This window comes from Paenibacillus sp. BK033 (assembly GCF_004345425.1).
Lineage (GTDB): Bacteria > Bacillota > Bacilli > Paenibacillales > Paenibacillaceae > Pristimantibacillus.
The window spans coordinates 1,009,059-1,021,268 of record NZ_SLVP01000002.1 but is presented as its reverse complement, the minus strand read 5'-3'; the positions used below and the strand labels follow the sequence as shown (position 1 = coordinate 1,021,268).

At 49.0% G+C, this 12,210-nt stretch carries 10 protein-coding genes; all 10 read left to right on the top strand.

Annotated elements, in window-relative coordinates:
• Positions 1 to 16: 16 nt before the first annotated feature.
• The 10 genes from EV294_RS11450 (at position 17) to EV294_RS11405 (ending at position 12,108) form a co-directional block, all read left to right on the top strand.
• Entirely contained in the window at positions 17 to 889 is an 873-nt protein-coding gene (locus EV294_RS11450) for a carbohydrate ABC transporter permease (protein ID WP_132306822.1), read from the top strand.
• A 74-nt stretch (positions 890 to 963) separates the two neighbouring features.
• Positions 964 to 2,553: an extracellular solute-binding protein gene (locus EV294_RS11445; RefSeq protein WP_132306820.1), complete on the top strand. Its 1,590-nt coding sequence runs from the start codon at positions 964 to 966 to the stop codon at positions 2,551 to 2,553.
• A 95-nt stretch (positions 2,554 to 2,648) separates the two neighbouring features.
• Positions 2,649 to 3,563 (top strand): glycoside hydrolase family 43 protein, encoded by a 915-nt coding sequence (locus EV294_RS11440; protein WP_132306818.1) that lies wholly within the window; start codon positions 2,649 to 2,651, stop codon positions 3,561 to 3,563.
• 97 nt (positions 3,564 to 3,660) lie between these two features.
• Positions 3,661 to 5,169: a response regulator gene (locus tag EV294_RS11435; RefSeq protein ID WP_132306816.1), complete on the top strand. Its 1,509-nt coding sequence runs from the start codon at positions 3,661 to 3,663 to the stop codon at positions 5,167 to 5,169.
• A gap of 5 nt (positions 5,170 to 5,174) precedes the next feature.
• Positions 5,175 to 6,911 carry a cache domain-containing sensor histidine kinase gene (locus EV294_RS11430; protein WP_132306814.1) on the top strand — a complete coding sequence of 579 codons (1,737 nt, stop codon included), beginning with the start codon at positions 5,175 to 5,177 and terminating at the stop codon, positions 6,909 to 6,911.
• A gap of 33 nt (positions 6,912 to 6,944) precedes the next feature.
• On the top strand, positions 6,945 to 8,492 hold the full coding sequence (locus EV294_RS11425) for an ABC transporter substrate-binding protein (protein ID WP_132306812.1): 1,548 nt from the start codon (positions 6,945 to 6,947) through the stop codon (positions 8,490 to 8,492).
• An 89-nt stretch (positions 8,493 to 8,581) separates the two neighbouring features.
• On the top strand, positions 8,582 to 9,163 hold the full coding sequence (locus EV294_RS11420) for a VanZ family protein (RefSeq protein WP_132306810.1): 582 nt from the start codon (positions 8,582 to 8,584) through the stop codon (positions 9,161 to 9,163).
• A 124-nt stretch (positions 9,164 to 9,287) separates the two neighbouring features.
• On the top strand, positions 9,288 to 10,109 hold the full coding sequence (locus EV294_RS11415) for a hypothetical protein (protein WP_132306808.1): 822 nt from the start codon (positions 9,288 to 9,290) through the stop codon (positions 10,107 to 10,109).
• Complete coding sequence (locus EV294_RS11410) at positions 10,106 to 10,765, top strand: DUF4328 domain-containing protein (protein WP_132306806.1); 660 nt, start codon at positions 10,106 to 10,108, stop codon at positions 10,763 to 10,765. Before EV294_RS11415 ends, EV294_RS11410 begins: the two co-directional genes overlap by 4 nt.
• 227 nt (positions 10,766 to 10,992) lie before the next feature.
• Positions 10,993 to 12,108, top strand: coding sequence for a hypothetical protein (locus EV294_RS11405; RefSeq protein ID WP_132306804.1), 1,116 nt, complete (start codon positions 10,993 to 10,995; stop codon positions 12,106 to 12,108).
• Positions 12,109 to 12,210: the final 102 nt, after the last annotated feature.

Below are 12,210 nucleotides of genomic sequence, written 5' to 3'. Positions count from 1 at the left end.
AGGGGAGTATGTCGGTATGAAAATGACTGCCGGAGAAAAAGTGTTTCAAGTGTTTCTGCTTCTGTTCATCTTGATGCTTTGCGTAATAGCGATTTATCCTTTCATTCATATTGCGGCGGTCTCCTTCAGCGCGCCTAAGGAAGCCGGCCGCTTCGGATTCCACTGGTTCCCGAGAGATATCGATCTGTTCTCCTGGGAACAGCTGCTCACGCAAAAGAAAATCTGGATCGGCATGCGCAATACAACGCTGCGTACCGTCCTTGGCACGGTACTTACGCTCATTGCCATGGCGCTTGCCGCCTATCCGCTGTCCCGCAGGCATCTGCCTCACCGCAGCTTTTATACGATGATCATCGTTTTTACGATGTTCTTCAGCGGAGGACTTATTCCGTCTTATCTATTGATCAAAGATTTGCATCTGTTGAATAACTTCTGGGTATACATTTTGCCGGGACTTATCCCAACCTTCTCGATGCTCATTATGCGGAACTTTTTTATGACCATCCCGGTTGAAGTCGAAGAATCCGCCAAAATCGACGGTGCCAACGACATGAGGATACTCTGGAGCATCATTCTACCGCTGTCTAAGCCGGTGCTTGCCACACTGGGGTTATGGGCAGCCGTAGCGAATTGGAACGCCTGGTTTGATGCCATTATCTATGTCACGGATACGGACTTGAAGACGATTCAGTTCTTCCTGAGGGAGGTTGTCGTCACCAGTGCGGACGCCGAGATTTTCGGCCGGGTTACGGGGGCGGCTAATCTTCAGTACGAGACTTCGATCAAAGCGGCAACCGTTATTTTTGCGGTTGTGCCTATCCTTATCGTCTATCCGTTCCTGCAGAAGTATTTCGTCAAAGGGACGATGGTTGGTTCTCTGAAAGGCTGATAGGGTTTGGTTTATCCGGGGTACATTCTCCGTTTAAATAATCGTTTATTCCATGTAAAGGGGAGCAAAAAAAGATGAAGCATGGCAAAAAGGTGATTCTGGCATCCGTATTGGCAATGTCTCTTATGGCGGCAGGCTGCAGCAGCAATTCCAATAACAATGCGAATAGCGGCGCAACAAACGCATCCCAGACCAACGATGCAAAAGGAAACAGCGGCGCAGAAAAAGAAGCGCCTATCGAGATCTCGATCGGTTCGACCTGGAACCTTCCTTCCGCAGACGGGAACCCGACTCAGAAGTATTTGGAAGAGAAATACAACGTCAAATTCATCAACATGAATTTGACGGATGAAAGCTTTAAGCTCAAGCTCGCCTCTAACGAGATTCCGGATATTTTCCCGGGTACGCTGCAGGAAGCGGACATGGCGAATTACGCAAGACAAGGCATCATCGCAAGCATTTCGACCGATGAGATCAAGCAGTATATGCCGAAATATTCGGCGGACATCGATCAGGTCGATACGGCGGCATGGGGAATTGCCATGGTTGACGGCAAGAATTACGGTGTGCCGAGAATTTGGCTGAACGGCCGTTACGGCTTTATTCCTACTTATAACGGGGCGTGGCTGAACAAGATCGGTTATACCGAAGCTCCAAAAACGCTGGAAGAATACGAGGACGTGCTGACGAAATTCCGCAATGACGATCCGGACGGCAACGGCAAGAAGGATACGTACGGCATGACGGGCCGCGGCAAATCGGCACGAAACCAGCTGTTTAACGAAGTATTCGCCGCTTACGGCGTTAATCCTTATCAGTTTATGGCAGCGGCGGACGGTACGGTCACTTGGGGCGGGATCACCGACCAGGCGAAGGAGGCCGTAAAGAAGATTAATCAATGGTACAATTCGGACCTGATTGATCCGGAGTTCCTGACGGATGACCAGGACCAGATCAACACCAAATGGAACAGCCGGAAAATCGGCATTAAGGATAATTACATGTACCATCATTTGTTCGGCCAGCTGGAGCAGGACAAAGCAAACGGCTTCCCTGTCGTTTACGGCAAAGGTCTGATTGGCCCTGCCGGCAAATCCTATGTGATGTCCAACGGTCCTCTGCAGACCCCGCTCATGTTCGGCAAGCAGCTGGAGAAGGACGACAAGAAACGGATCAAGATCCTGCAGATGCTTGAAGACCTGGCGACAAACGACGAAGTGTACCTGAGAACGACATACGGGGAAGAAGGCAAATCCTACGATATGGTAGACGGCGTTCCGGTATGGAAAAAAGAATACCTGGATACTCCGCAGCTCCAGAACGACCTTGGCACGGGAGGCTATTATAACCCGTTTGTAGACCGTTCGCTCTCCAATGCGAAGTTCCAGATGCCTGCCGACAAGCAAGCATTCTCGGATAAGCTGAATGCCGGCAACGAGATCGTTTCCGACCTTCTTGGACCAACTCCGCTGGAGTCGAAGACGAAATATTTGGCGAACTTGAACACGCTTGAGGATTCGTTCTATTCCAAGGTCATGGTCACGAAAGGCGATGCGGAGAAGGAATTTGAAGCCTTTAAATCGGAGTGGCTGAAAGCCGGCGGTCAGGAAATGCTGGACGAGGCGACTAAAGTGTATCAAGAACGTCAAGCCGCATTGAAATAATAGGCAAGGAAGGCTTCTGAACGAATTCAGGGGTCTTCCTTTTTTGGCAACTGGCACGGCGATGGAAAATCTCCTGAGGATAGAGGGTTGATCAAGTGGCGGATCACTATGCAGGTTATTTGTTTGCCTATTTCAAAGGCAATGAGACGGCCGAAGAAGAGCAGGTATACTTTGCGCTAAGCAAAGGAAACGACCCCCTGCATTGGCATGAGCTTAACGGAGGCAGGCCCGTGCTGACCTCGTATCTTGGGGAGGGCGGCGTGCGGGATCCGTATTTGGCGCGATCGCCGCAGGGGGATAAGTTTTATCTTGTCGCGACGGATTTGAGTATTTACCGGAAGCCCGGCTGGAACCGGGCGGTCACCGAGGGCAGCCGGTCGATTATGGTCTGGCATTCGTACGATCTGGTTCATTGGTCGGATCAGCGGATGGTTGAGATTGCGAACGCGGAAGCAGGCTGCGCTTGGGCGCCCGAAATTTTCTATGATGCGGGCTGCCGGGAATACAAGGTGTTCTGGGCCTCAATGGCGGACTCTTCAGACGGGGGATCTGGCGGAAGGTATCACCGGATGATGGCTGCGGCAACGAAAGATTTTGTCCATTTCAGCAGGCCCGAAGTGTATATGGATTACGGCTATTCCGTGCTTGATGCAACCTTGATCGAGCATAACGGATTGATTTACCGGTTCGCAAAGGGCAAAAACATCATGCAGGAAGTAGGAACGGGTATTAAAAACGATAAGTACAGGATGATTCATGGGCAGGTGGAGCAGGATTTTATGGTCCGAGGCGAAGGCCCCATCGTCTTCAAATCCAATGTCGAAGAGAAATGGTATCTGTTTATCGATGAGTTCGGGTTTCGGGGCTATATCCCGCTGGTTACGTCCGATCTCGGATCCGGATACTGGCAAGTACCCGCTCAATATACGCTGCCCAGGCAGACGCGGCATGGTTCGGTTATCCCCGTCACGTTAGCGGAATACGATCGACTGCTGCAAGTCTATGGCTAGAACTTTATCCTTCTATTTATATTTGTCCGGATATCCTATAAAATTTAATAGAATTGCAAGCGTTAACATTACGGGGGGAAGAGGGGCGGGATAAGTCATGCGAATCTTGATTGCCGATGACGATGATTACACCCGGGAAGGCTTAAGCGAGACGATCGATTTCGAGAAATTCGGCATCCGGGAAGTTTTTCTCGCAAGCGACGGTGCTGAAGCATTAAGGCTCGCTGGGCTGAAGAAGCCGGATATTGTCCTGACGGATATCCGCATGCCCAAGCTGAACGGGATCGAATTTGCCGAGAAGCTTGCCGAGACTTCTCCGGAATGCCAGTTGCTATTTATGAGCGGGTATATGGACGTGGAATATCTCAAAAGCGCGATTAAGCTGTCCGCCGTTGAATATATCGAGAAGCCTCTCAAGCTGGGGGAAGTGGAGCAGGCGATATTAAAATCGGTCCGCACCATTCAGAGCAAGCAGAAGCAAACGGCCGTTCTGAATCAAAAGAATGAGCTGGAGCGGCAAAGATTGGCCGGCCTGCTGAGGGAGAGCGGCGCCAATCCGGATACCGTCAAGGAGTTATGCCAGGAAACAGGTTTTCCGGTGGGCAAGCGTTACGCGGGAATGATTGTGTCATGCCGGAAGAAAGAAGAGGGCAGCGGGGCCGATCTTGACCTCATCAATCGCTATTGGAGCAGCAACGGCGTCATGGCCATCGGGGAGCAGCTCGATCGTTACCGCTGCTTTGTTGTTGCCGCTTACGACAAGCAGGACTACAAGCGGATTCATTATTTGGCGGATTTATTTGTGAGAAAACAGGAGGCGTACAGCCTTGCCATAGGAGAGCCGGCAAACGGGCTGGAGTTGATGCCCGCAAGTTTCCAATCAGCCAGCCGGGCTTCGGAACGGTCGTTCTACGATCCGGAGCGCGGATTCTATCAGCCGCAGGAGGAGAAGGGGCAGAGCCATGCCGTACTTGCCAATCTGCTGCCGGAGTTTTACAAGCGGAAGGAAGAAAGTCCGGAGTTGCTCCCGGAGTGGGTGAAAACTTCGTGCAGGCTGTTAAGAGAACAGGAATACGCCGACCGTGCCCGGATCATCGCGATATTCGAGACGGCGGCGTTAGCCTTGGTCGGAGGCAGCCAGAAGCTGCTTATCGGACTGGAGAACGAATACGGCATTCATCGTGTAGAAGAAGCGTTGCGGGATTGCCGAACCCTGGAACAAGTAGAATTGACAATGAGCATCATCTGCTCGGCCTATTTGGAGGAGGTGAAGCAGACCTCGCCCTACTCGCGGCTGGTGCAGGATGTGCTTCACTATATTGCGGGGCATTATCAGAATCCGGATCTGGATTTGCGGATGATCGCCGACCATATGCATTTGTCTACCGCGCATTTGGGAATGTTGTTCAAGCAAGAGACCGGCGTATCGATTAAGCAGTATATCGGCGATTACCGGATAGGACTGGCGAAAAAGCTGGTCATGAGCGAGCATTACAAAATGAATACCATTGCCGAGCTGTGCGGCTATGCCAGCGCGAGCTACTTCGCCAAAGTATTCAAGGCTTCAACCGATTTGTCGCCACTTGAATACAGAAAGAAGACCTGATCCGGATGAACCTTATTCATGCTGTCAACGATATGCCTCTGCGCAAAAAAATTATCATTCTATTCGCCTTAATCGGGATTGTCCCGCTTATTATTACGTTCTTTATCTCCTATGGGGAGATCCGCAAGCTGGTTGTGAACGGGCAAAATTACGCCGAGAACCAGAGCTACGAGCAAACGCTGACAACCTTAAACCGCAAGCTGGAGCATATTGAGGAATTATCCTCCATGCTTATCGTAAACAAGGATATGGAGGCGATTCTCGCCAAGGGCTCGGCACGGATGAGCGTGGCCGACCAGATCGAGGTCTACGGCAATATCGTGGATTACACGCAAATTATGGTGTCCAGCTCGGACATTGACAGCATCGTATATTTTGTGGACGATAACTATGCTTTTACGGGCGTAGATACGTTATTCCGGCGGATGAACAGCATCCGGCAGCTGGATTGGGCGCAGAAGGTCATCGAGAACAAGGGCGGTCCCACCTGGACGTTAAACAAAGATATCGATACCCGCACGGGACAGACCTATCTCTCCTTGAACAAGCTGCTCTGGAATCCGGAGGACTATACCTCCGCAATTGGCATCGTCTCGCTTAACCTGGAGCTGAAGCAAATTCAGCAAAGCTTGACGAAATCCAATCCGGAGCAGCTTGTTTATGTGGAGACGGCAGCCGGCGAGCTTGTGGCCGGCAGCGGCGGGAAGGAGCTGGAAACGATGCGGTTGGATAAGCCGTTTGACAGCAAGGGCTCCTATGTGAATGTCTCGCTGGCAAGCGGGTCCTATATGGCGAGAGGCCAAGAAATAGGGGGTACCAATCTGTATTTGATGTCCGTTATTTCGCACCGCGCCGCCACGAAGAGCATTAATGAAATCAAATATCAGATGGGGATGGTTTACGTGATCATCTGTCTCCTTCTGCTTTTGTTTATTTTCCCGGTGGCCAGATCGATTACCCGCAGAATTTATCTGCTGATGAACAAGATGAGCCAGGTTCGGCAGGGCCGCCTGAACGAGCTGGATATCCGGACAAGCAAAGACGAGGTCGGCCAGCTTATCTTAAGCTATAATTACATGATTAACAGCGTGCAGGAGCTGATGGTCGAGCAGTACAAATTAGGCCAGGAGAAAACGCAGGCCGAGCTGAAGGCGCTCCAGTCCCAGATCAATCCCCATTTCTTGTACAATACGCTGGATATGCTGAACTGGATGGCGCAGAAGGAAGAGCGGGACAACATTCAGCAGATTATTTATGCGTTGTCCGATTATTACAAGCTGATTCTGAACAAAGGCAATGATTTTGTTACGGTCAGGGATGAGCTGAGGTTAAGCTCGATTTATATGGAGATTCAGAAGAAACGGTTCAAGAACCGGGTCCAGCTTGAAATGGAAGTGGAGGAATCGGTGATGGATTGCATGCTCCCGAAAATTACGATTCAGCCGCTTGTGGAGAACGCGATTCTTCACGGTGTCTCGGAGAAGCCCGGCGGCCGGGGCACCATCCGGATTACGGGCCATATTGAGGGGGAACGCCTCATTATGCGAATCAGTGACGATGGCGTCGGTATGCCGGAAGAGGGAGGCGGCGGGCAGCGAAAGCATCGCGGGAGCGGTTACGGCCTAAGCAATATCAGGAAGCGGCTGGATTTATATTTTGGCCAAACAGCCGAGCTGCAGCTTCAAAGTACGCCAGGCGAGGGAACCGACGTGACGATAAACGTTCCGGTAACTCATCGTTGAGTAGAGGCAATGGATGCAAGGGGATGAGGAAAGATGAGGTTGTTTCGAATAACGCCGGCCTTGCTGACGATCCCTCTGGTACTGGGCGGATGCATGGGGCAGGACAATATCCCCGATAGGGCGGAGGTTGCGGAGGCGGTAAAGCCGGTCATTCAGTTAAACGCGATTACGATGGGAAATCCGCCGGCAAGCGGCATGGATTCCTTTTACAAGCAGCTGGACGAATTAACGATACGGGATTTCGGAGCTACGGTCCGGTTTGATTTTATTCCGTGGGATGAAGAGAAAAGCAATATCGGCATGGCGATTGCCTCGAAGAAATACGATTTCTACGTAGGTGGTCCGTGGTCGGATTTCAAGTCCTTTGCAGCCAAAAACGCGTTTGTCGATCTGACACCGCTATTAGGCGAGGTGCCGGCGCTGGTGAAGCATTACAAAGGGATGCTGGAGCAGATGAAGATCGACGGCAGGCTGTACGGCATTCCTCAGCTGAACGTACCGGGGGCCGGTCGGGAAGGGATGCTGTATCGCGAGGATCTGCGGAAGAAGTGGCAGCTGCCCGAGATGAAAGATTTTTCTGTCATGGAGCAATATTTGTATAAGGCGAAAGAAGAGTTTCCGGATACGCCCATGATTATCGACAAGCGTTACAGCGATAACCTGTGGCTTGCCCTGACGGGGGATAAGTATTATTCCGTCGCCGAGTTTGCGGTAGCGCCGATTAACGATCCGTACAAGGTCATCAGCATGTTTGATACGCCGGAGTATAAAGGGATGGTCGCAAAGGCCAAAGAGTGGTACGACGCCGGCATTGTGGATCATGATATTCTCGGGGCCCAGGAGAATGAAACAACCAAGACATTGGCATTAATGAAGGAGAATAAAAAGCCGCTGGAGTTTAATAACCATTTTGGCGCGGTCAGCAATTCGTATATTTCGGCGTTAAAGGCCGCTTATCCGGAGCAGGAATACGGCTGGATGGATTACAAGTTCGATATGTTCCCGAGTACGTTGTTTCTGCCGAATACCTCGGCGAATACTACAACGCAGATCTCGATTGGTTCGAACTCCCGGTATCCGGAGATAGCTCTTCAATTTCTTGAAAAAGCCCATACCAATCAAACCTATTATAATCTTCTGGTATACGGCGTAGAGGGCGAGAATTACAAGCTGCAGGGCGGCATGATCTCTTACGACGGGATTAAGGAAGAGAATAAGAAGCAGGCTTGGACAGGATTAATGGACGGCTACATGAACGTTCCAGTCCGCTATCCGGAAGAATGGCAGGCAATCGTAGACAAGCTGACCGTTAAGGAGGGCCCAAAGCTGGCCGAAAAGAACGGTGTTGACCCGTACCAAAATTTCCTGTTCGATACGTCCTCCTTATTCGACGAGCTGTCCAGTCTGGAGACGGTTCAGGAGCAGTACGTTCAACCGCTGAATCTTGGGATAAGCAAGGACATAGAAGGCGACCTGGCCGCGATGAAGCAGAAGCTGAAGGAAGCGGGCATTGACCGTTATTTGAAGGTGCTGCAGGAGCAGCTGGATGAGATGGAAAAGAAGGAGAGGAAGCAGCCTTGATCGGCTGCTTTTTTGTTGAAAAATAGGATCTCAATATGTAACTTTTACAGCTTATCCATCGTCTAGTGGTTTGTGGAAAAAATTAGGTTATGAAAACGAGTGAAGAAGGAGATCCATTCATGAGATTAGGATTTGATATTCTTATAATCGCGGTTCCCGTAACGCTGCTTTATTTGATTATAAGAATAAGTTTATGGAAAGTGTTCAGAATCAAGTTGATTCGGGAGGTTCTTCATCTATCTTTTGTTTTATACACGTCTTCCGTCGTATTTATTGTGTGGCTTTATTATGCGGCGCAAACGGAATATATGTTGTATAATTATATCCCTTTCAAAACCATCGTTGGTTACCTACAGGAGATCCCCTCCAGCACGGCGTTCAAAAATATTATAGGAAATCTCCTCATTTGCTTGCCGTTTGGTTTTTACTATTATTTTAATATCCGGGTCATTCCCAAAATGAATATAGCCATTTATGCGGTCGCGATCCCGTTTATTATTGAATTCGGACAATGGATCATGTATTTCATTCATCTAGGAATGAGGGCCGTTGATATTGACGACGTTATCTTAAACGGCTCGGGTATTCTAATAGGATATTACATAACGAAAGGCCTTTTTCGGAAGAAGAGGCGTTCGGTTAAATCTACTGAAATGGTATTGAGCCGTTAATAAAGCAGTCTGCCTGCTGGCAGGCTGCTTTACGCATTTCTTCCTTTATTAAGCAGGAATACTTATCCAACTGTCGAATAGGAGTCATTCGATCTACATTCGAACAAATAGGATGGTTGCGAAAGTGAAAGAATTACCTCAAATGACAAGCAACGACAGTCAAAAGTCATACCGCCATTGGATTATAGGCATTCTATTGCTTCTCATTCCCTTTACTGTTGCGATCTATGCTTATTGGCCCCAGTACTATAGTTTCACGACTACGGGCGAGATCGTTCCGATGCAAGAGATCGAAGTCGACGGCAGCGTTAACTTCGTGTATGTCCAAGAAGGCGTTACGCGCAACCGGTATGAGAAGTATTCCGTTGGCCTTCGCGATTCGGAAGCCGAATTTACGAAGGTCGATTCCTCGGCTGAAGACGATCTTAGCGCAATGCTCGACTTTGAGGAAGAAATGCGTAATGAAACGATCCACCATGCCATTGATTCGGCTTCCGAGGTAAGCTCCACCGCGATTACACAAGACCGGCAGAATGAGCGGCTTCAGCAGATCATCGAAGAAACCTCGGATTATTACGGGGACTCCATCGGACTAATGCTGGGGATTGGGCTGGTAGAGGAAACGATGAAGGAGGATTTCTCTCAAGACGGCACGATTATTATCGCGGGCACGGGAACGCTTGAAGAAGACCATACAGTCGGCTCCGTTGGCGCTATCCGGGATAAGCTGCGAACGGCCGAAGCGGCGGGTACGGATATATTCTTCGTGCCCAAGGATAAAGATACGTTTATGTATCCGGGGCTCAGCAATGAGGAAGAAGCCGAGTTAACCTCGGAAAAACTGCGTTTGAAGCTCGAGATTGTCCCGGTTGCGACATTAGAAGAAGCTATTTCCTATTTGCGGCAATTACCTAAACCCTATCTCCGGAGCGTGATTAAACCTTGAAATTGAAGTCAGAGACTTTGTCGAACGTATTGAAAATATTGCTGTGGGTACTTGCCGGATTTGCCTGTGCCGATTTGGTAAGCTCCATTGTGTATACGGCAAGTCTGGATGCTTTCACCGCTTATATTTACGATTTCTACGGTTTCGTCGAGATCGTATCCTCCGTTCTGTATTATATTGCCGCGGTTGTCTATCTTATCTGGATCTATTGCGTTCATCTCGATATGAAGGCGCTCTTCCCTAGCTTCGCCCGTTCGCCGGGAAAAGCGCTTGCGTGCATTCTGATTCCCGTTTACAACTTATTCGGGATTCCTTCTATTTACCGAATGATTGGACGATGTTATCTGGAAGAAACAGACGGTGCCAAGAAGGAAGGGCGCTGGATCTGCAGCCTGGCATTGCCGCTTCTTCTATTCATGATGATTTCAAACGGTCTTGGCCGTATGGTTAATCAAGCCGACGAGCTGAGCGGATCGATGATTCTTATCCTGAGTTTAGTTACGCTGATCCTATACATGTGTTTTTTGATCCTCTGCATCCAAGTATCGCGCGGTTTGCATATTGCCCGTCTAGAGAGCTTCTCAAGGCAATCCAACGATTTTAATGCCGGTGACTTTGAAGAAACCACCGTTGGGCAGCCGACCGCAGCTCATTAGCTTTAATATTGAACAATAAAAGAAGCCAAGTACTTCGGATACTTGGCTTCTTTTATTGCTGAGGCACTTACAGTGCACTTATGCCTGGATTTCTAAAAATTCTTTTATATGTTTTATACCCGGAAAAGGGTTCCCGAATTTGCTAGTATAGGAGTGTAACACAATTGAATAGGGTTTGAGGATCTTTTGCTATCGGAATTTGATGTAGACAGACTAGGGGGGGGCTTATGGTTGACGTTTTTGCTGTCGCAGATATTATTGTTGAGCATATTAAAACTCATTACTCCGAGGATATTTCGATTGTCGGATATTACGGATCTTATTTGCAGGGGCGAGCCACGGAACGTTCCGATTTGGATTTCTTCTTTGTTCCGGCAACCGATAAAGGGAGACAGGCAGAGTGCCAGTTTATAATCGAAGGCATAAGCTTTGACTTTTGGCCAATCGGATGGGATCGTGCTGAAAGAATGGCAGCATCGGAGGAGTGGAACACAACGATAATAGCGGACTGCCAGCTATTGTATGTTCGTTCAGAGGATGATCTTGCTAGATTCATGGCGCTTCGAGACAAGATATCGGGCATTGGAAGCGAATCCAATGCATCGTTAATGGTAAATAAAGCAGAATCCGTTATAAAGGAATGCCTTGCCGGCTTGGCTAATATGCGGATTTTTACAGACTCTAAAGATCTGTCCTATTTTCGGATTCAAGCTCAAAAGATTGCTGGAGACATTTTCAAGTCCCTTGGCTTCTTGAACCAAATCTATTATAAGCGAAGCTGGGGCCACTATCGTGAGCAAGTCAGAGATCTCAAGGTAAAGCCGGAACAACTAGATCAATACCTGGATACGATTATGTTCAGCCATAGTCCGGATGATATTTTAATGGCGTGCGAGAAACTGACGGCTTCCACCATTCGTCTTGTATCGGAGAAAAGAAACAATCTGGTAGAGAATCGCTCTTACAAAGAACGTATGAAGGGATACTACGAAGAGGAACGGGGGATGATGAACAAGCTGTTGACCGCATGCGAAAAGGGCCATTACGAAACAGCCTTCTTTGTTTCTGCCGGCTTGCAAGACGGACTAGCCCGAATATTGTACGCGGCGGAAAAAGGGCGTTGGCCTGGTCTTGGTGACATAGGGGATTATCGAGAGTATTACGTTCGTTTTGGATATCCGGATCTTGTCTCGCTGCTGGATCCAACTAATTTCGAACCGTTACGGTTAGCCGTGTTGCAGCTTATCGTTCAGTTGGAGAAGCATCTCATAGCGGAGGGTGTAGCCTTAAATTCCTTCGACTCTGTTGCTGAATTCGAAGCATTTTACACCAATAAAATATAAAAATAAGATCTAATAAGCTCCGGACAATTCGTCCGGGGCATTTCTTTGCTTACGCAAAAGTTACAGGAATCTTGCAAAATTGCGATAGGAGCGGTCGGGGCC

Coding starts and splice junctions, on each gene's coding strand:
- EV294_RS11420 (WP_132306810.1), top strand. CDS start 8,582: ATGAAAACGAGTGAAGAAGGAGATCCATTCATGAGATTAGGATTTGAT.
- EV294_RS11445 (WP_132306820.1), top strand. CDS start 964: ATGAAGCATGGCAAAAAGGTGATTCTGGCATCCGTATTGGCAATGTCT.
- EV294_RS11435 (WP_132306816.1), top strand. CDS start 3,661: ATGCGAATCTTGATTGCCGATGACGATGATTACACCCGGGAAGGCTTA.
- EV294_RS11425 (WP_132306812.1), top strand. CDS start 6,945: ATGAGGTTGTTTCGAATAACGCCGGCCTTGCTGACGATCCCTCTGGTA.
- EV294_RS11430 (WP_132306814.1), top strand. CDS start 5,175: ATGAACCTTATTCATGCTGTCAACGATATGCCTCTGCGCAAAAAAATT.
- EV294_RS11450 (WP_132306822.1), top strand. CDS start 17: ATGAAAATGACTGCCGGAGAAAAAGTGTTTCAAGTGTTTCTGCTTCTG.
- EV294_RS11405 (WP_132306804.1), top strand. CDS start 10,993: ATGGTTGACGTTTTTGCTGTCGCAGATATTATTGTTGAGCATATTAAA.